Origin of the sequence: Streptomyces sp. NPDC046870, assembly GCF_040704595.1 — a bacterium.
Taxonomy (GTDB): Bacteria; Actinomycetota; Actinomycetes; order Streptomycetales; family Streptomycetaceae; genus Streptomyces; species Streptomyces argyrophylli.
Window position 1 is genome coordinate 176,716 of sequence record NZ_JBEYXM010000012.1, and the last position, 19,583, is coordinate 196,298.

Annotated in this window: 13 protein-coding genes; 3 read left to right on the top strand and 10 right to left on the bottom strand. The window is 72.7% G+C overall.

The features are described from left to right. Positions 1–65: 65 nt before the first annotated feature. Complete coding sequence (locus AB0946_RS25075; RefSeq protein WP_366762895.1) at positions 66–1,142, bottom strand: PP2C family protein-serine/threonine phosphatase; 1,077 nt, start codon at positions 1,140–1,142, stop codon at positions 66–68. A 291-nt stretch (positions 1,143–1,433) separates the two neighbouring features. Between AB0946_RS25075 and AB0946_RS25080 the strand changes: the two genes are divergently transcribed. Beyond that, on the top strand, positions 1,434–1,661 hold the full coding sequence (locus AB0946_RS25080) for a hypothetical protein (RefSeq protein ID WP_366762958.1): 228 nt from the start codon (positions 1,434–1,436) through the stop codon (positions 1,659–1,661). On the opposite strand, the gene AB0946_RS25085 is transcribed toward AB0946_RS25080, so the two are convergent. After that, positions 1,639–2,292, bottom strand: coding sequence for a response regulator transcription factor (locus AB0946_RS25085; protein ID WP_366762896.1), 654 nt, complete (start codon positions 2,290–2,292; stop codon positions 1,639–1,641). The genes AB0946_RS25080 and AB0946_RS25085 overlap by 23 nt on opposite strands. 178 nt (positions 2,293–2,470) lie before the next feature. Between AB0946_RS25085 and AB0946_RS25090 the strand changes: the two genes are divergently transcribed. Beyond that, positions 2,471–3,859 carry a HAMP domain-containing protein gene (locus AB0946_RS25090; protein ID WP_366762897.1) on the top strand — a complete coding sequence of 463 codons (1,389 nt, stop codon included), beginning with the start codon at positions 2,471–2,473 and terminating at the stop codon, positions 3,857–3,859. A gap of 19 nt (positions 3,860–3,878) precedes the next feature. Here the strand turns inward: AB0946_RS25090 and AB0946_RS25095 are convergent, their stop codons facing one another. The 7 genes from AB0946_RS25095 to AB0946_RS25125 form a co-directional block, all read right to left on the bottom strand. Beyond that, on the bottom strand, positions 3,879–4,280 hold the full coding sequence (locus AB0946_RS25095) for an STAS domain-containing protein (RefSeq protein WP_366762898.1): 402 nt from the start codon (positions 4,278–4,280) through the stop codon (positions 3,879–3,881). 215 nt (positions 4,281–4,495) lie between these two features. Continuing rightward, on the bottom strand, positions 4,496–7,417 hold the full coding sequence (locus AB0946_RS25100) for a hypothetical protein (protein WP_366762899.1): 2,922 nt from the start codon (positions 7,415–7,417) through the stop codon (positions 4,496–4,498). 77 nt (positions 7,418–7,494) lie between these two features. Then, on the bottom strand, positions 7,495–9,309 hold the full coding sequence (locus AB0946_RS25105; RefSeq protein WP_366762901.1) for a peroxidase family protein: 1,815 nt from the start codon (positions 9,307–9,309) through the stop codon (positions 7,495–7,497). A 55-nt stretch (positions 9,310–9,364) separates the two neighbouring features. After that, the gene (locus AB0946_RS25110) at positions 9,365–9,754 is read right to left on the bottom strand and encodes a hypothetical protein (RefSeq protein ID WP_366762902.1); all 390 of its coding nucleotides are present in this window, start codon (positions 9,752–9,754) and stop codon (positions 9,365–9,367) included. 110 nt (positions 9,755–9,864) lie between these two features. Continuing rightward, a complete protein-coding gene (locus AB0946_RS25115; RefSeq protein ID WP_366762903.1) occupies positions 9,865–11,028 on the bottom strand; it encodes a catalase family protein in 1,164 nt (387 codons plus the stop codon). Continuing rightward, complete coding sequence (locus tag AB0946_RS25120; RefSeq protein ID WP_366762904.1) at positions 11,025–12,458, bottom strand: Dyp-type peroxidase; 1,434 nt, start codon at positions 12,456–12,458, stop codon at positions 11,025–11,027. The genes AB0946_RS25115 and AB0946_RS25120 overlap by 4 nt, the downstream gene beginning before the upstream one ends. Before the next feature lie 24 nt (positions 12,459–12,482). After that, on the bottom strand, positions 12,483–13,757 hold the full coding sequence (locus AB0946_RS25125; protein WP_366762905.1) for a hypothetical protein: 1,275 nt from the start codon (positions 13,755–13,757) through the stop codon (positions 12,483–12,485). Positions 13,758–14,610: 853 nt separating this feature from the next. On the opposite strand from AB0946_RS25125, the gene AB0946_RS25130 reads away from it, so the two are divergent. After that, positions 14,611–17,013: a SpoIIE family protein phosphatase gene (locus AB0946_RS25130; protein WP_366762906.1), complete on the top strand. Its 2,403-nt coding sequence runs from the start codon at positions 14,611–14,613 to the stop codon at positions 17,011–17,013. Positions 17,014–17,074: 61 nt separating this feature from the next. Here the strand turns inward: AB0946_RS25130 and yicI are convergent, their stop codons facing one another. Next, positions 17,075–19,345: an alpha-xylosidase gene (gene yicI, locus AB0946_RS25135; protein ID WP_366762907.1), complete on the bottom strand. Its 2,271-nt coding sequence runs from the start codon at positions 19,343–19,345 to the stop codon at positions 17,075–17,077. Positions 19,346–19,583 lie beyond the last annotated feature (238 nt).

Sequence of the window (19,583 nt, forward strand, 5' to 3'; positions counted from 1 at the left end):
GCGGGTCCGTCCGTGTCCGGGGTGCCGTCGTGTCGTGCGTCGGCACGTCGCACCGGCACCGCGGGTCAGGCGGGTGCCTGAAGGGGATGGGACGAACGGGCAGGGCAGTGCACGGCCACCAGGGCGAGGTCGTCGTCCAGGCGGGGACCCGCATGGCTGCTGAGGTCCTGGCTGATGTGCTGCAGGAGGTGCTGCGGGCACCTCCAGGCCCAGGTGGCGGCGCGTTCGAGGACGGGATAGAAGGCGCCGCTGCTGTCACGCGCCTCGACGAGTCCGTCGGTGTAGAGCAACAGCGTGTCGCCGGGAACGAACGCGAAGGCGTGCAGGGGAAAGGCGTCCGTCGTGCTTCCGGCCAGTCCGAGGGGCGGGGCCGGCCGGCTCACCCGCAGGAGGCTCACCCGGCCGCGTTGCTTCAGCAGGGGCGGTGGATGCCCGCAGCTGACGATCCGGACGGTCTCCTCCCCGTCGGGAAGCTCGGCCAGCAGAGCCGTGATGAAACGCTCGGCGCTGTCGGGGTCCCGCTCCGCCGTCTCGGCCAGGTGCCTGCGGACGCTGCGTTCCAGGGCAGCCGCCAGCTCCGGCAGCGTCCCGTGTTCATGGGCGGCCTCACGGAAGGCACCGAGGAGCGCGGAGGCGTCCTCGACGGCGGGCAGGCCCTTGCCGCGGACGTCCCCTATGAGGATGCGGGTGGTGCGGCCGGTACGGGCGGCGGCGTACAGGTCGCCGCCGACCAGCGCGTGCGCGGTGGCCGCCCGGTACAGCGACGCGATGCGCAAGGAGCCCAGTGCGCGGGGCAGGGGCCGCAGCACGACCCGCTGGGCCGCTTCCGACACCGCCCGTACCTGCGTGAGCTCTCTCAGATCGCGGTCGTGCAGGGCGCGCGCGACGACGACGCAGCCGGAGACCGCGAGCAGGGCGCCGATGTGGATGGGCAACAGAGCCGAACGCAGCAGACCGTCGTGCCAGTCGACGAGGACCAGGGCCGCACTGGCGATCAGGGCCATGGCGACCGTCACCGGCGTCCGTGCGAACGCCGCGGTGCACGTGGGGGCGGCCACGAGGAGCGGGGAGAGGTGGATGGCCAGGGGGGCGAAGGATGCCGCGAGGGTGATCGCCGCGATGAGCAGGAGCGGCAGTACCACCTGCGCCCGGATGCTTTCGGCCGGTGGTCGGCCGCCAGGGAGTGCACGGTCGTCGGGACCGGGCGGCGGGAGACCGCGAGCAGGGAATTTCATGAAAGGCTCTCTTACCGCAATCTTGTCACATTCTTGCCGCATTCCGAAAATGCATTTCCGCTACGCGGATTTCCAATATGCGGGACCGGTTGCGCCCGCGTCAAGATCTCACGTCCGTCCCTTCATTACGGAATTCGAACGTCGAATTCCTCCGGCCAGCGGTAATGCCGGCCTGGTTTCCGCGTGCGGCCGGACGTGGTGCTGGTGGATGTCGGCCTGGGTGCCGAAAGCGGCTTGGAGCTGACCCGCCGACTGCACGGTGCGACGGGCCCCTCCCCTCCCCCGGTCGTCCTTGTCTCCAACCACGCGGAGGAGGACTATGGTGAGCTGGTTCAAAAGAGCCCGGCGGTCGGATTCCTCGCGAAGTCCGGCCTGTCAGGCGGTGCCATCCGGGGCGGCTCGGTCATCGAGCCTCGAGAAAGGTGATGACGGCCCGGACACGGCGGTGATCGTCGTCGGTCTCCGGCAGATTCAGCTTCGTGAGGATACTGCGCACATGTTTCTCCACCGTTCCCTCGGTGACCCACAGACGGCGGGCGATACCGGCATTGGAACGGCCCTCGGCCATCAGTTCCAGTACGTCGCGTTCGCGCGCGCTGAGGGTCGCCAGCGGATCCTCCCTGCGACGGGCGGACACGAGTTCCCGTACCAGTGCGGGATCGACCACTGACCCGCCCCTGGCGACCCGGTGCACCGCCTCCAGGAAGTCCTGCACATCGCCCACCCGGCTCTTGAGCAGGTAACCGACGCCGTGACCGCTCTCCAGGAGTTCCAGCGCACGGTCGACCTCGGCGTACGCCGACAGGACCAGGATGCCGACGTCGGGGAACTCCTGGCGGATGGTGCGGGCCGCGTCCAGCCCTTCGGTGGCCTGCCCGGGCGGCATCCGGATATCGGTCACGACCAGGTCCGGCCTCGCCGCCCTGACGACTTCGAGCAGTTGGACGGCGTCGGCGGTCTGCCCCACCACCGCGCAGCCCGCACCCCGGAGCAGGCCGGCGAGCCCCGCGCGGAACAGCACGTCGTCCTCGGCCAGGACGACCCTCAGGTCCGTCATGGCCGGTCCGTTCCGGCTCGGGCCGTCCCCAGGGCGGGACGCCGAGCCTCCTGGCGTCACATCCGCCATTGTCCTTGGGTCTCGTCCGGTGGGCATCTGCCCGAGGCCCGCGCGAACACCTGTTTCACAACAGGGAGGAAACGTGCGTCCGCTCGCCTCCCGTGCCCGGGGAACCAGCGTGACCGGCGATCTCGTGCGCCGCGTGGTCGTCGCCAGTGGGTTCCTCGTGCTCCTCATCAGCCTGGCCTTCGCCCTCCTGTTCCGCTCGAGCGTCAATCTGCGCGCCTCGCAGCGGCTCGCGCAGCGATCCCAGGAGCTGCTGCTGGCGGCCAACCAGGTGCGGAACAGCGTCGTCAGTCTCCAGACGGACATGCGCGGCTACGAACTGACCGGCCACACGCGGTTCGTCAAGCGCTGGCAGGCGGCCCAGGCCGCCCTGCCCAAGGAGATCGAGACGCTGACACGCCTGGCCGACTCCGCCCAGCGGATCAGGACGGAGCAGGTCCGCCGAGCGGGCTTCGCGTACGTCGGCAAGGCGTACTCCATGCCCCTGCCCGACGTCGTGAACCACGGCCTCCCGGCGATGCGGCCCACGGCCACGGGCGCGGAACTCGACCGACGCGTGGAGGCGATACGGATCGAGTGCCACCGCATCGTGGTCACCGAACGGACGCTCGCGGCGACCCGGGAGGAACGCGCCGCCGCGGTCGCCGACCAGGCGGTCGTCGCGACCATCGGAGGTCTGACGGGAACGGTGGTGCTCGTCGTCGGATTCGCGGTCTACGTCACCCGGGCGGTCGTGCGTCCCGTGCGACGGGCGGCCGCCATGGCCGGCCGGCTGGCGGGCGGCGACCTGACCGCACGCACACCGGAGACGGGGGTCGGTGAGATCGGCGTGCTGGAACGCAGCTTCAACCGGATGGCCGACTCGCTGGAGGAGAGCCATGCCGAACTGTCCACCTCGCGGTCCAGGATCATCGCGGCCGCCGACCAGGCCCGGCGACGCATCGAACGCGACCTGCACGACGGCGCCCAGCAGCGGCTGCTCTCCCTGGTGCTGGAACTGCGGGCCGCCCAGAACGCCGTCCCGGTGGATCGACCGGAGCTGAGGGCCCGGGTGGTCCGGGTCGGCGAGACGCTGCTGGCGGCGCTCGACGACCTGCGCGAGCTCGCCCGCGGCATCCACCCGGCCATCCTGTCGGAGGGCGGGCTGCCGCCCGCGCTCCGGGCCCTGGCTCGTCGCTCACTCGTACCGGTGGAACTCGACGTCGATGTCCCGCGCCGACTGCCCGAGCCGGTCGAGGTGGCGGCCTACTACGTCGTCTCGGAGGCACTGGCCAACACCGCCAAGCACGCCCGCGCGTCCTGCGTTCGCGTCCGTGCGCACGCCGGCGACGACGTCCTGCTCCTGTGCGTTCACGACGACGGAGTGGGAGGGGCCGTTCCGGGGCAGGGCTCGGGCCTGGTGGGTCTGAGCGACCGTGTCGGGGCCCTGGGCGGGACGCTCACCCTCCACAGCCCGAGCGGTCACGGGACGACCCTCCGGGCGCGCCTTCCCCTGACGTGACGAACGCGGGCGGTTTCCGTCAGCGTTCCCTGGCGAGCGCACGACAGCGGTGGTCGCAGTGATGCACCGCGATCGGGTACGCGGGGAGGTGCCGGGCCGGCTCGGCGCCCCCGGCCGGCGCCGCTCCGTCGGGCATCAGATTGTTGAAGCGCAGGACCCTGACGACCATGGGGTGACCGGCCAGCAGGGTCAGCGCGCCGCCCGCCTCGTGGACTCGGCGCGCGGCGGCCGCCAGGGGGCGCACTCCCGCGCAGTCCAGGAAGGTCACCTGTCTCAGGTCTATGACGACCTCAGGATGTGTGCCGCTGGTCGCGGCGGTGAGGATGGCATCGGTGTGGACGGCGGTCGCGATGTCCAATTCACCGGCGACACTCACCACCATGGGCTGGGTTCCCACGAAGACGGTGCAGACAGCTCTCACGTGCGTTTCCCGTTCTCATAGGGGGTTCGAACCGTTGTCGGCTCGGCGAGGCGAGCCCGGGTCCGGCCGGATCGGCCGACGCGTCAACGCTAGGAACGCGACCACGGCGACGTCATTGCAGCCAGCCCCCACCGCGCACCTCCCGCCAGCCACCAGGCCGTCGCGGGAGACCGGGGAACCCCCCCGCTCAGGGCACCCCTCCGCCCGGCCTCCCCTCACGCGCCGGTTCCCGCCGGCCGGCGCGCGCGCGGACTTCCGTCACCCCGGTATCCGGGCCGGGGCGGGCAGCTCCCGGGCGGGAGCAGTTTCGCGACGCGCTCACCGATCCAGTGGCCGAGTGCCTGGTAGGCGTCGAAGCGCCGGCTGTCGAACCACTGGTCGCTGGTACCGTCGTGCGGAAACGCATGGTTGGCCTGGGCGTACGCGAGGAGTGCGTAGGGCATGTCGGGGGTCAGCGTGGCCCGGGCGACGATCAGCCGTCCCTTCGTCCCCAGTTCTCGGCCGTGTTCGTCCACCCGTGGCCGCGGATAGACGATCTCGCCCACGACCACCGCGTCGGCCGAGAGCCGCAGGTCGAGGGCGGCCAATGGGTTCGGCGGGGGTGGCTGTGCGGGCTGGTTCGGCTGCGACGGCTGGGGCGGCTGCGGTGTGAGGGGAGGCGCGCTGCCGGGGACGAGCTTCTGCCAGTCCTCGCGGGCGATCCTGATCTCGACGCCGAGTTCCTCCTTGGCCAGCGCCATGGCCTCGCCGAGAGCGGGGGCGAAGGCGCCGGAGCCCCCGCTGGCGTCCACGCACACGGCGGTGTCGACGCCGTGCCGGAGCAACTCGACCAGGCCGAGGTTCTCGTAGTGCCCGCCGTCCGTGACCAGCAGCATCCGGTCGTCCAGCGGGTAGCGGCCGGCCACCTCCCGCAGCAGGTACGGCAGGCGGCGGATGCCGGGCAGCGGAGGCAGCCCCCAGTCGGCGTGCTCGTCCCAGAGGGCCCCCAGCACGCCGGGGTTGGGGAGCCAGGTGCCGAGCCGGGCGTTGGAGAGCGCGAACAGCGTCTGGAACGCGCGTGCCTGGCGTCCCATGGCCGAGGCGAAGGCCGCGCCGGAGACGGCGACGGCCGACTCGACGGTCAGGTCCTTGCGGATGACGGGTCCGGTGCGCTGCCACAGGACGTCCGTCCGGGCGTACCCGACGTCCGGACCGCCGACGTAGTCGTGCGACAGGGTGAACGACACCGCGTGCCGCCCCGGCGGTGTGCGGTCGTCGCCGGACAGGTTGGCCGCCGCCGCGAAGACGACCTGGGGGAAGCCGGGGTGCCGCCTGCCGTAGCAGGCGAGCGGGGTCGGCTCGTCGAAGTCGTAGGGCACCGCCAGCTGTTCACCGTCCTCGTCGGTCTTGCGGCGGACGGCGAAGGCCGTGGCCAGACGGGCCCGGTAGAAGGGGTGGAGACTCGTCCACGTCTGGTCGAGGCTCAGCGCGACCGCGCACAGGACGACGGGAAGCCCGATCTGGACCGCCACGGGCCAGGTCCGCCCGGCGTGGATCGCCCCGCCGAGGACGAGCAGGGAGGCCACCGCCACCACGACGAGAACCGCCCACACCATCAGGTACTTGCCGACAAGAGGCACGGCGCGCACCAGCCGCCCGCGCCGGGCGGACCGGACGGCGTGCTCGGTGGACTCGACGCGCCGCCAGGTGGTGCCGGCCAGCACGGTCAGGTAGGTGAGCAGCCCCACGACTCCGCCGCTCACCGCGGTCCCCGGGCCGTGGAGGGTCCACAGACGCGCCGTCACCCACTCCAGCGCGGGGAGGATCACCACCACGACGGCCAGCAGCAGGCCCGCCGCCACGAACGTGAGGAAGGCCTTCTTCAGCACGCCCGACAGGAACCGGATGGCGAGGAACAAGGACACCAGCCACAGGAACCAGAACACGGCCGCGCCGCACAGGAGGGCCAGGACGGCCCACAGCGCGGGCGCCTTGAAGCCCGGGAGCCGGTCCGGGTCCGCCAGCGGGACGAGGCGGTAGCCCCAGCTCAGGGCGAGCCCCAGCACCAGCAGGGCCGCGGTGAGCAGCCCCAGGGAGGCCAGCAGGCCCCGCAGGACGGCCCCGACGGCGGCCAGCCACTGGCCGGTGCCCTCCGCGACGTACTTGGAGTGCCGGCGGGTGTGGTCCTCTTCCGGCGTACCGGGCATGAAGACGTCGCGGGCGGTGCAGGTCCCGCTCCGGTCGCTGCCCTGGCCCTGGTCCGTCCCGGCCAGCGCCAGTTGCAGGGCACCCGCGGTGTAGCCGCCCCCGGAGACCGACACCAGGTACCGGGCCCGGCGCAGCTGGGGGCGCAGGGCCTGCAGCGCGCCCAGGGCGACGCAGGCCGAGCGGATGCCGCCGCCCGAGACGCAGAAACCGAGGCCGCCCTGTTCCCGGCCGGGCGGCACCCGGCTGCCGTTCTCCCAGCGCGCCTCCCTGGAACGCGCCTGCCTGGAACGCGCCTGCCTGGAACGCGAGGATCCATCACGCGCTGTCCCCGGCCAGCGCGTCCGGCCCCACACCATCACGGGCCAGGGCGGGACGACGTCGGGGCCGGCGGGGGTCGTGACACCCCCGTGTCCGTTCCCGCAGACGCATGTCCGGCGGCGGGTGCGCTCGCTTGCGAACCGGCGCCGGGTACGACCGTGGAACGCGGCCCGTTTGAGGATGATCACGACGAGGACGGCGGCGACCGGAACGGTGAGGACGAGCAGCAGCCACTTGACCGTCGCGAAGCCCGCCGCCCACGCGAACGCCCAGTCCGCGCCGCTCAGCCCGTGGAGAAGCAGCAGTTTCTCGGTCACGGCGCACACGCACGCCGCGACGGCCGCGCCGATCCCGTACACGACCAGGCAGCGATGCCGCATGCGCACCGCTATGGTGCGGCTGCTCAGCCAGAACACGAGCACCATGCCGGCGGTGTAGGTCCCTGTGAGGACGAAGTCGGCCCTCAGTGCCGTACGGAAGTCGGCCGTCCGGTCGCCGACGAGGGTGTGCGCCGCACGCGCGCCGCCGGCCAGTTGCAGCCCCACGTCGTCGACGGCGGGCGCGAGGTGGCGGATCCAGAGCCCCGCGCCGGCGACGGCGACGGCCACGACGGCCAGGACGCAGCTGCGCACGCGCGACAGCGTGCCGGGGCCCTCGTCCCGCGGTGGGGCCGGCGGGCGGCGCGTCGCGTCGTCATCCGTTTCGTGTCTCACCGCGCGCCCCCGGCCGCGGTCCACGGGGCGAAGGCGTTGTCCACCGACCGCAGGGACGCCCGCAGCCCGGGGAAGTGCCGTAGCAGCACGCTGGTCATGGTGTTGTCCTCGATCCAGTCCAGGCCGGTCCGGGTGTACACCTGCGGTGTGTAGTCCCTGGTCAGGAACCGGTCGCTGTTGAGGCGGCGGGAGGCCATCAGGACGAAGACGCGGAAGGCCGTGTCGCTGAACGCGAAGCCCTGGGGGCGGGGCTCGGCGAACAGGCCCACCGAGAGGTCCACGCGCTCGATGTCCCCGCCGTAGACACGGCGCATCTCCTCGGCCCAGACGGGGTTGTCCGTGAGGGTGTCGAAGTCCTCGGCGGGGCGGAGGTGGAGCTGGCGCCGGAACTCGTTGTAGCGGGGCACCCCCACCTCGCGTGAGCGCAGGATGTCGACGGCTCCGAGGTCCATGAGCTTGCCGTCGGGCCGTTGGAACTCCTGGAGGGCCCGGGGGTAGTTGTGCAGGGTCACCAGACCCGGGTGCGAGGTGCCGAAGGAGTAGAGCAGGTCGCTCAGGGTGTGCTTGCCGAGGATCTCGTACGCGTGCCACCCCGTCAGTTCGCGGAAGCCGGCCTCCTGCAGGAGCGAGTCGTCGGCGGCCGACCGGAAGCTCCAGTCGTCCGGGATGAGGGGGTGCATGCGGTAGACGGCGACGAACTCCTCGGTGAGCGAGTACGGGACGCCGAAGTGGTCCGTGCGCCCGCCCACGATGCCGCTGAGCACCTCGCCGCCGCCGACCCGGCCGAGCAGCCTGTGCAGGCGCCGGCCCAGCAGGCCGTACCAGTTGGCGTGCAGGGCGGTGACGGTCGTCGGGTGGCTGATGACGGCGGGGGTCCACTCCACGGTGTGGATCTTGGCGATGAGCGCCGCGTTGACGAGCCGTGCCCGCTGGAAGAGCTCCTCGTCGGACCAGGTCGGGTAGGCGTCGTGCAACGCCCCGCAGATGGCGTTGTGCTCGAGCAGGAAGACCAGGTGCATCATGGCCAGTCCGACCCAGAAGCCCGGGATCGCCGCCGGGTCCTTGTCCGGGTCGTCGGGGAACAGCGGCCCGTCGGGGACCCGGAGCCTGCCGCCCTGGCCGGTGCGCAGCGACCGCTGCTCGTCCAGGTTGTTCCCGTACAGCTGGGACGCGTCCCACCAGGGCGAGTTCTCGTTGAGGAAGGTCGGCGGCAGACCGTCGGTCCCGTCGGGGCGGGTGGGGTCCGGGATGGTCCGCGGGATGAGCATCGGTGGTGCGGGCCACGGGTCGTCGTCGGTCAGGTCGATGTGCCAGGGGCGGTCCATGGTGCCCTGCCCGTGACTGACCCAGTCCCTGACCATGAACTGGAGCCAGGCGGGGACGAGGGCGTTGACGGACTCGGCGGGGACGAACGCGTCCCGGGTCAGCAGGGCCCGGCTCACCTCGCGGGGGCTCGGGGAGAGCAGGCGCGGCTCGGGTTCGGGAAAGGCCCGGTCCGGTGGCACGTTGCGGCCGAAGCGCGAACGGGCCATGCCCATGCGGGGATCGGTCAGGTCGTTGTAGGTCCCGTCGGCCGTGCGCTCCGTGGAGTACCGCGCGTTCGGGGGGCCGACGTCCGGCAGGCCGTACGACGGGTAGGAGCCGGTGTCGAAGAGGTTCTTGCGGCGCAGGTTGTCCCGCAGGCCGACGAGGGTCAGCAGACCGAGGGGCTTGGGCAGGCGCTGCCAGCCGATCCTCTGGTCGACGGCGACCGCCAGCCGGTCGTGCAGCCGCACGAACCACGGGGCCCGGCCTTGTGGTGCTGTGCTCATGAGGGGATTCCTTCCGGCGTCCCATCCCGGGAGGCCCGGCGCGGCGGCTGCGGCATCAGCGGACGTCCGGCAGCCGGCAGGACCCTCCCCGGGCGACGAGTGTCAGGGCGACGTTGAGCGTCGAGATGGCCGTGGCCGCGGTGGCCATGCGGCGCGGCAGCAGGCCCTCGCGCCCGGCGCAGGCGGCCGCGAGGGCGTCGCTCGCGTGGATGAGCGTGCCGGTCCGCAGCTCGCGGTCGCGTTCGTCCGGGTCCGCGGGGCAGAGGAGCCGGGCGCCGATGACCACGGTGCGCACCCCGAACATGCGGAGCACGTAGACCAGGGCGGGCTGTGCGGGGTCCGCGCCCAGACGGCGGGCCATCACTCGCGGGGTCAGCAGCGCCGCTGCGCCGTTCACCAGTCGGATGACGGCCAGAGAACGGCGCGCGGCTGTCCGCACGTCCATCTCAGCGTCCCTTCCAGGCGTGCATCCGGAGGATGTTCGCGCCCTCGTTTCCTACGATATGGGAAGCGGTCCCGATGTGCGCGTCGGGGCCGCGGGCGGCCGCCGGCCCGTCATTCCTCCTCTCCGGGCTCCTGGTGCGGCGTGCCGTTCATGGACTGTCTGAGCCGCGCGAGCCGCAGGTAGATCGTGCGGCGGGCACGGTTCTGGTTGCCCAGCGGCCGGTGTTCGGGCACGGCGTGCCAGGGGTTGAAGGACAGCCGGTCGGCGCGGGCGAACTGGCCGGCCGGATCGCACTCCTGCCGGTGCAGGCGCAGGGTGGCCACCGGCACGAACGGCGAGAGGCGTTCGGGCCATACGACGGACGCGTTCTCGACCGGCATCCGGTGGGCGTCGGTCTGCACCTGGACCAGGAAGTCGAAGCAGACGTCGCGTTCCCGCAGTGCGGCGGCCAGGGCCTGCCGCAGGTAGTCGTCGGGAGGGTGCCGGGGCACCCGGCTGCGGGTCGCCTCGCGGGGCACGAGGGAGTACTGCATGGCCTGGCCCGCCCCGAGCAGATACGGTGCGCAGCTCCAGTAGCGGGCCTCCAGCGGGCTGGTCTGGGTCTTCGCGTAGAGCCCCTGCATGATCATGTCGCAGAGGTGCGGGTGGGAGGGGTCGAGGAAGTACAGGACCGGGGTGCCCGCGAAGACGTGCCGTTGGAGCCGGAGGTTCTCCACGACGTCGGGCGTGGTGAAGGTCGGCGCGCTGATGCCGGTGAAGTCCTGGGTCCACCGCTCGTCGTCGAGCAGCTTCTCGCCGTCGACGCCGAGGAGTTTGACGCCGATGCTGAGGATGCCGTTGTCCTTGATGTCGGGCGGCGCGAGGGGGCCGGGACCCGCGAAGCGGACCCAGGCGCGGTAGGTGGCGGGGGTGCGGAACACGCCGTGGCGCAGCCGTGCGGGCAGGTCGTCGCGGACGGTGAAGTCCGCGTGGACGACCCCGTAGGTCTTGGTGTTGCCGGCCCGTTGGGCCTGACCCGGCCGGTACTGGCGCCGGACGAAGCGGGCCATCTGCTGGGCGATGGCCTCGGCGACCGCCGCCTCGCCCGGCACGGCCCGCTCTTCGGCGAGGCCCAGGTGTTCGTCCCGGCGGCGTACGTTGACGCACCACTGCACCGCGGCCTGGAGGGGACGCAGCAGCGTCCGGTCGAACAGGGGGCGCACGTAGGGGTCGATGCGCCGCTCCAGCAGGACGCATCCGAGGACCGCGTCGTTGAGGCGCTGCCCGGCGTTCACTGCCGTCCGTCCTCGGGTACGGCCGTGCAGAGGTAGTGCAGTGCCTTCAGCCCCGGCAGGAAGAAGTAGGCGCCGCCCCGCACGGTGACGAACTGCGGCAGGCCGACGTGGCGGGTGCGGAAGGGCCTGCCCTGTTCGGTGAAGGTCGCGCGGCGTTCCTGGCGCGGCGCGACGATCGGGTCGGGGCCGTCGTGCAGTCCGTTGAAGTTCGGGTTGTCGAGCCAGGTGTGCTGGATGAACTCGAACTGGCGGGAGATGTTGGCGTTCAGTGCGAGGAAGTGCAGCCCGTGTGCGTCCGGGCCGTCCCCCGCGCCGTCGGGGCCGTAGGGCCGGCCGCGGCGCAGCAGCCGGTGGCGGCGTCCGACGGCGACCGAATCGGCGGAGCCGGGACGCGGGTCGAGGGAGTCGCGGGGGTTGGCGCGGCGGATGTGGGCGCCGAGCGGGCAGCGCAGACCGGCCGGATCCGTGGCGTGGTAGCCGAAGCCGTTGTCCGTGGCCAGTGCGGGGTCGTCGTGCTCGGGTGCCCGGACCAGGGGGGCGCCGCCGGGCCAGCGTCCCACCATGCGCGCGGCGAGCGCCTCCTGTGCGGCGGGGTCGCTGCTGCCGTCGGGACGGCGTGTCTCCGCTTCGAGGTAGTCCCGGAAGGCCTCGACGTCCTGGTGGAGCTGCCGGAAGACCAGGTAGCTGCCGTTGCGCCCGAAGTCCGCGCCGCCCTCGGGGGCGCGGGGCAGCACGCCGAGGGGGTCGCGGCGGGTCGGCAGCAGCGGGCGGTCCGTCAGCAGCCCGTACTCGTTGGGGTAGCCGAGGAGGAACTCCCCGGCCCTGACGACCTGCTGTCCGGGGTCCGTGTCCGCGTCGCCGGCTGCCGCCGTGGCCTTGGGCAGACCTTCGACGAGGGGCTGGGAGATGCCGTCGCGGAAGCCGAAGGGCTCGTGGTCGGTCAGCTCGGCGGTGCCCAGCCGTACGGTCTCGGTGAACGCGCCGGGCGTCAGGACCTCGTGGCGTGTCTCGGCCTCCAGTTGCCGCAGCCGCTGCCCGTCGCGCGCGTAGAGCATCACCAGGACGTGCACCGGCGGGCCGGCCGGGCCGCCCCACCGCCAGTGCCGGGGCGCGTTCTCCCCGACGTCCCCGAGGAAGCGGCTGCGGTCGGGGTCGGTCATGCCTGCGACGAACTCGTACGGGAACCCGTCCGGCTCCGGTGTCTCCACTCCGAGGCGCCGCAGGCCGTCCGAGGTGAGGGCCACATGGACGGCGGTGTCCGCCGGGTCGGAGCAGCTGTTCGCCACCCGGGGTGCCAGCCGGCCCAGTGCGGCACGGGCGCCGGCCGCCGGCCCGGCGGCGGCGAGCACCAGGAAGCAGGCCGAGGCCAGGGTGCGGTAGCCGCGGGTGACCAGGCCCTGGATGTCGTCGAGTTCCAGCGGCGGCGTCATGGTGTCACCCTTCCTTCGAGCCCTTCAGAACAGGGCCAGCCAGGCCTCCGTCTCGGCGGGGCCGAGGTGCCCGAAGAGGCCCGCCCGGATGCGGGCGTTGATGTCGAGGTCGTGGGCGGTGGAGGTGTCGTACGCGGAGTACCAGACCTGCGTCGGCACCTGGTGGCACCGCAGGTAGTTCTTGAAGGCCTGCTCGTCCCTGGCGCCGTCCAGCACGAGCCACCGGGTCCGCGGATAGCCGCGGCCGTTGCTGAAGACGGCGTTGAGTCCCCAGGCCACCTTGTCGATGAAGTCGTCCATGTAGCTTTCCAGGCTGCCGTCGTAGTTGCTGGCGAAGATCACGCGCCGTTTCCCGTCGACGAACAGCCAGCGGGCGAAGTGGATGGTCTTGACCCCGGCGAGGTTCCCCCGGTCGAAGACGTGGCGGACGCCGTAGTCCACGGCGAACAGGACGGCGGTGAGCGTGAGCCGCCGGAACGGGCCGGCCTTGACGGAGCCGACGGCGGTGAACGGGTTCTGCGCCACGAAGTCCTCGCAGCCCGCCAGTTCGCGTATGCGGTCGTGGCTCGGGCGGGCGCGGTCGGGGACGTCGCGGCGTTCGTGCCGCCTGAGCAGGACGGCCCAGACCGGCAGGGCGACCGCGAGCGGCGGCAGCAGCGCCAGGGCGGCCAGCGGAACCCCGACCAGGTGGGCGGCCCGGCGGATCCGCCACCCGAGCGGGGGCGGCGGGGGTCCGGTACGGGCCCAGGCGAGGTCCTCGCGGCCTTCGACGTACTCCTGGACGGCGGCCCTGATCTCCACGGGGCTCCTGCCGGCCAGAGCCGGTCCGTTCCGGTCGAGGAAGTCCTCGATCACCTCGCGCAGCAGGGCCTCCTGTTCGATCTGCTGCCGCCCCCTGCCGACGGTGTTGACGTAGAACGCGGCGCAGGGCACCGCATGGGCGCGCAGCCAGTCGGTCCGCGCGGCGTCCGGGGAGCCGCCTGCCGGGTATCCGGCGCAGTGCCCGAACACCCGGTCCAGGCCGTCGCCCGCCGCGCGGACGAGATCGGCGAGGTGCGCCTCGGCGGGCCCGTCCACCTCGCTCATGTACACGACGCTGGGCGGCATGCCCGCCGTGGCCCCGCCGGGTCCCCCGGGTACGAGGACGACGCGCGCGAAGTGCACGCCGGGTATCTCGGCGAAGGGGAACAGCTCACCGGCCGTGGTCTTCCGCCCGGCCTCGTGCAGCAGTTCCCGCACCTCGGCGACCCGGTCCGGCGGCAGGGCGGCCTGGACGGTGACCGCCGTCTGGTACGGCATCTTCAAGCACCTCCGCCTCGGCTCGGGACCTTCGGGTCCGCGTGTCCCGGAACGTCAGGCCGGGATCGAGGAGTTCGCGCCGTCGCCGGCAGACGTCGCCGGGGCGGACCCCCTGCCCGGCACCGCGGATCCCGTGCCGGATCCGGTGGGCCACGAGCGAGGTGCGCGAGCAGCCGGGGACGGTGCGCACGCCCCTGTCCGACCGGCGGTCCCCGCCGAACTGAGGAGCCGGTCGGGGTGGATGCCGGTGGGGTCGCTCATCGTGCACCTCCAGGCCCACTGCCGTGGACACGCGGTTCCGTGCACCGTCGCTACGGCCATCCTATTTCCACCCGTCCGTCCCCGGCATCCCGGCGGTCCTGCGGTCCGGCACATGGCTGAATAGTCAACAAAAGACGGAAACGTTCCGCGAACAACCCCGCAACCGACAGCGAGGACGGTGACGGTCCTCTCGTAACGGCGGGTCAACCCGCGCGGGTCACCTGGGCGGTTGACGCGGCGCCTGGCGCGGTCGCCCCCCGTTGGGCTCGCGGTCCGGCACTCACCAGGCCGGACCGCACGCGACCACCAGCCGGCCCCGGTCCGGCACGTCCGGTTTCACCGTCGTCCGGGCCGGCCGCCGCGCCGCTCAGGTCGGCGAGGCCGGGTACCCGCCGGCCCACCTCGTCCTCGGCTGCGGCCACCCGGTGACGGCCGTCCGGAGCGGGCGTCCGGGTCCACGCCCGCCCCGGCGGACGGCAGAGCGCCTGCGGGCCGCGGCCCGGACCGGCCGGCGGCTCCGATGTCGCGGACGCCCGTCCGGGAGGAGACTGAGGGGCGTACCGAGCTCTGGGGCAAGTGAGAGCCGAGGACCATGGGCGCATCTCGTGCCACCCACCACGGTGACCCCCACGACGGCGTCCCGGCGGAGAACCGGGCCCACATGGTCATGGACCAGCGGGGCACGGTGGTCGAGTGGAGTCCGGCGGCCGAAGGGCTGCTGGGCTACCCGGCCGGTGCCGTGGTGGGCCGCCCGGTGGCCGACCTGCTCATCGGTGCCGGCACCACCGCGCACCCCTTCGGTGACACCGCCGTACCACTGCGCTGCCAGGACGGTGGCATCCTGCCCTGCCGGCTCACCGTCCGCCGCGCGCGCGAGGACGCGGCGGGGAGCCAGTGGGCGGTGACCCTCACCCCCGTGGAAGAGGCGAGCCCGGCCGCCGCACTCGACCACGCCCTCCTGGAGACGCTCTTCACCGTCTCACCCGCGGGTCTGTACCTCCTCGATCCCGATCTGCGGATCGTCCGGTTCAACCCGGCCGCGGAAGGCATGCGGGGCGTCCGTGCGGCGGAAGCCGTCGGCAGACGCCCCACGGAGGTGTGGCCCGACTTCCCCACGGAGTCGGTGGAGGGCGTGATGGAGAAGGTGCTCGCCACGCGCCGGCCGGTCATCGGTGTCGAGAAGCGCCTGCGCCCGCCGGGGGATCCCGAGCACGAGCACGTCTATTCGGCTTCCGTCTTCCCCCTGCAGGACGAGCACGGCCGGCTCCTGGGCGTCGCCGACGCCACCGTCGACGTCACCGACCGCCACCTGGCGCAGGAGCGGCTGGAGGTGCTCGCGCGCGCCGGCACACGGATCGGCTCCACCCTCGACGTGCTCGACACCGTCCGGGGTCTCGCGGAGGTGTCCGTGCCCGGGCTGGCGGACGCCATGGCCGTGGAGGTGGTGGAGCCTGTCCTGGCGGGAGAGGACCTGCGACCCGGTCCCGTACGGGGCGACACCGTGCTGCGCCGGGCGGCCTGCCGGTCCCGGGACGACCCGGAACCCTGGACGGCCTGCGACGAGGACGACGCCCTGCCTCCGGTGGCCGCCGCCGAGGCCCTCACCGATCTCCAGCCGCGCATGGTCGATCCGCTCAGCCCCCTCGGACAGCGGGCGCTGCACAGCCTGCGGGCGCCCGCGGAGAAGGTCCACTCCCTGATGCTCGTACCGCTGCTCTCCCAGCACCGTGCCCTCGGGCTCGCCACGTTCTGCCGCTGGGGGCGGCGCAGGACGTTCGAGCGCGACGATCTGACCCTGGCCGGAGAACTCGCGCTGCGTACGGCGGCGTGCCTCGACAACAGCCGCCGGTACCTGCGGGAGCGCCATTCCCTGACCGCCCTGCGGCACGCCCTGCGTCCGGGCGGACTCCCCCCTGACCACGCCCTCGACGTGGCGCACGAGTACGTGCACGCGGGCTCCGGCGGCGACTGGGTCGACGCGATCGCGCTCTCCGGGGCGCGGGTGGCCCTCGTCGCGGGCCGGGTGCCCGGCCACGGCGTACAGGTCGCCGCCGCCGCGGGACGGCTGCGCGCGGCGGTGCACACCCTGTCGGACCTGGACCTGGAGCCGGACGAACTGCTCGCCCGGCTCGACGACCTGGTGCGCCGGCTCGACGCCGCCGACGGCACCGGGGCCGGGGACGGGCGGGCGCGGGACGTGCCGGGCTCCGCCGGGGGCGACGAGACGGGCGCCACCTGCCTGTACCTGGTCTACGACCCCGTGTCGCGGCGCTGCTCCGTCTCCAGCGCGGAGCACCCCGGGCCCGTGATCGTGTGCCCCGACGGCACGACGGTGCCGCTGGACCCGCCGCTCGGCGCCGCCCTGGCCCGCGCCGGTGAGCCGTTCGAGAAGGCCGACATCGGCCTTCCCGAGGGTTCGCTGCTCGCCCTGTACACGCCGGGCCTCTTCCAGCGGTGTCCGGGGGACCCTGGCCGCGCACGCCTGGCCGGTCTCCTCGCCGGGTTCTCCGGCTCCGCCCGCCAGGCGTGCGCCAGGGTGACCGAGGCACTGATTCCCCGCACTCCCCAGGAGGACGCCGCCGTCCAGATCGCGCGCACGCACGCGCTGGGGCCGGACCGGGTCGTGTCGTGGGACCTGCCGGGCGATCCGTCCGTGGTCGCCAGGGCCCGGTCGCTCGTCGCCCGGCAGCTCACGGCGTGGGGCATGGCGGAGGCGGCGTTCACCACCGAGCTGATAGCCAGTGAGCTCGTCACCAACGCCATCCGTTACGCCGGGCCCCCGGTGCGGCTGCGCCTCATCCGCGGCCACGTACTGACCTGCGAGGTCTCCGACGGCAGCAGTACCTCGCCGCGCTTGCGGCACGCCCGCACCACCGACGAGGGCGGCCGGGGGCTGCTGCTCGTCGCCCGCTGCTCGGAACGGTGGGGCACCCGCTACACCGAGGACGGCAAGACCGTCTGGGTCGAACAGAGCCTCCCCGGGCACCCGGAGTGACCCGGCGGCGGTGGCCGCTGTCCGGGTCACCGCCGCCGTGGATCCGCCCGCGGCGCGCCGCTCAGCGCAGCGGGACCGTCACCTCGCCCGTGCCCGCGGCGCCGGCCCCGCCGGCGACGCGCACGGTGAAGGGGCGGTCGGTGCCGTCCGCGGTGACACGCAGCAGGTCGCCGTCCCGGCGGACGTGGAACACCGCGGCCGTCGCCCCCGTCAGGTCGGGGACGCTCACCTGGCGGGTGTACGTCTGCGTGTGCGACGGGTGGACCAGCAGGACCAGGTCGTCGAGCCAGTCGCCGTCGGGGCGCTGGTCGTCGGTGGCCAGCGGCAGTACGGCGCCCTCGCGGACGTAGAGCGGGAGGCTGTCGTAGCCGTGCCGTTCGGTGCGCCACACCGGGCCGGTGACCCGCTCGCCGCTGAGGAGGTGGGTCCAGGTGCCCTCGGGGAGGTAGACCTCCACCTCGCCGTCCTCGCTGAACACCGGGGCGACCAGGAGGTCGGCGCCCAGCATGTACTGGCGGTCGAGCGGGCGGCAGGCCGGGTCCTGCGGAAACTCCAGGACCATGGGCCGCATCACGGGGACACCGGTGCGGTGGGCCTCGGCGGACGCGCCGTACAGGTAGGGCATGAGGCGGTGCTTGAGCAGGGTGAACCGCCGGGCGACGTCGACGGCCTCCTCGCCGAACGCCCACGGCACCCGGTAGGACGACGATCCGTGCAGCCGGCTGTGGGAGGACAGCAGGCCGAAGGCCAGCCAGCGCTTGAAGACCGCCGGGTCGGGCGTGCCCTCGAAGCCTCCGATGTCGTGGCTCCAGAACCCGAAGCCGCTCAGCGACAGCGACAGGCCGCCCCGGAGCGACTCGGACATGGCCTCGAAGGACGACCAGCAGTCGCCGCCCCAGTGCACGGGGTACTGCTGGCCGCCCGCCGTCGCGGAGCGCGCGAAGAGCACGGCCTCGCCCTGTCCGCGCTCCTTCTCGAGGAGTTCGAACACGGTCCGGTTGTACAGGTGGGTGTAGTAGTTGTGCATCCGCTCCGGGTCGGAGCCGTCGTGCCAGACGACGTCGGTGGGGACGCGCTCGCCGAAGTCCGTCTTGAAGCAGTCCACGCCCTGGTCCAGCAGGGGCTTCAGCTTGGACTGGAACCAGGCGCGGGCGTCGGGGCTGGTGAAGTCGACCAGGCCCATGCCGGCCTGCCACAGGTCCCACTGCCACACGTCGCCGTCCGGCCGGCGCACCAGGTGCCCGAGCGCGGCGGCCTCCTCGAACAGCGGGGACTTCTGCGCGATGTACGGGTTGATCCAGGCGCTGACCTTCAGGCCCCTGGCCTTCAGCCGGGCGAGCATCCCCTCGGGGTCGGGGAAGACCTCGGGGTCCCACTGGAAGTCGCACCACTGGTACTCGCGCATCCAGAAGCAGTCGAAGTGGAAGACGGACAGCGGGATGCCGCGCTCGGCCATGCCGTCCACGAAGGACGTCACCGTCTGCTCGTCGTAGTCCGTGGTGAAGGACGTGGTCAGCCACAGGCCGAAGGACCAGGCGGGCGGCAGCGCCGGGCGGCCGGTGAGGCCGGTGTAGCGGGTGAGCACGTCCTTCGGGGTGGGGCCGGCGACGACGTAGTACTCCAGCGTCTGGTCCTCGACGCTGAACTGCACCTGCCCGACGGCCTCGGAGCCGACCTCGAAGGAGACCGCGCCGGGGTGGTTGACGAAGACGCCGTAGCCGCGGGAGGAGAGGTAGAAGGGAATGTTCTTGTAGGCCTGCTCGCTGCTGGTGCCGCCGTCGGCCTGCCAGATGTCGACCACCTGGCCGTTCTTGACGAACGGCGTGAAGCGCTCGCCGAGGCCGTAGATCTGCTCGCCGACGCCGAGCGCGAGCTGGGTGAGGACATGGTGGGCGCCGTCGTCGGTGGTGGCGAACGCGGTGCCCTTGCGGCCCGCCCGGGTCAGCTCCCGCCCGTCCGCGTCGTGGAAGGTCAGCGACCACGGGGCGGCCCGGTCCAGGCGCAGGGTCAACGGGCCGCTGGTCAGCTCGGTGACGGCGCCGTCCCGGCGGACCTCGCCCGCCCCGCCGGGCTCGGCCGCGAGGGCGAAGTCCGGTCCGGGACGGCGTGTGCCGGCGTGGTGGGTGACCCGCACGCCGATGACGCCCTCGGCGGGTGAGAAGCAGTCGACGGTGAGGAGCGGCGCGTTGAGCGTGTCCCCTCTGCGCGTCACCTTCTGCACGGAGGCATAGGCAGTGAAGCGCTTCGATTCGACGCGCACGTCACGCGCCTCGGTGGCGTACGCGACCTGGACACCGTCGCGGATGCGCCAGAACCCGTTGGTGAACTTCATGGTCTTCCTCGGGGGAGCGGGGCTGTTCGGCGGGGACGGCTGAGGCTGTCGCCCGGCGGGTTGATCGTACACAGCGGAAATTGCCGTCACACGGCCGTCGCACGGCAATCACCAATCGTGACCTGCGTTTTCTCTGCCGAGCAATCGCATGTGACTTCATTGCGTAACCGAACGAACACGTGTGGGGGTCTAGCGTGACACAGCGGGATTGACGTATTAGTCATCAGGCCAAACAAAA

Bases quoted from the DNA above. Each gene is read 5' to 3' on its own strand.
- AB0946_RS25085 (WP_366762896.1), bottom strand. From the start codon at position 2,292: ATGACGGACCTGAGGGTCGTCCTGGCCGAGGACGACGTGCTGTTCCGC.
- AB0946_RS25105 (WP_366762901.1), bottom strand. From the start codon at position 9,309: ATGAGCACAGCACCACAAGGCCGGGCCCCGTGGTTCGTGCGGCTGCAC.
- AB0946_RS25110 (WP_366762902.1), bottom strand. From the start codon at position 9,754: ATGGACGTGCGGACAGCCGCGCGCCGTTCTCTGGCCGTCATCCGACTG.
- AB0946_RS25120 (WP_366762904.1), bottom strand. From the start codon at position 12,458: ATGACGCCGCCGCTGGAACTCGACGACATCCAGGGCCTGGTCACCCGC.
- AB0946_RS25125 (WP_366762905.1), bottom strand. From the start codon at position 13,757: ATGCCGTACCAGACGGCGGTCACCGTCCAGGCCGCCCTGCCGCCGGAC.
- AB0946_RS25130 (WP_366762906.1), top strand. From the start codon at position 14,611: ATGGGCGCATCTCGTGCCACCCACCACGGTGACCCCCACGACGGCGTC.
- yicI (WP_366762907.1), bottom strand. From the start codon at position 19,345: ATGAAGTTCACCAACGGGTTCTGGCGCATCCGCGACGGTGTCCAGGTC.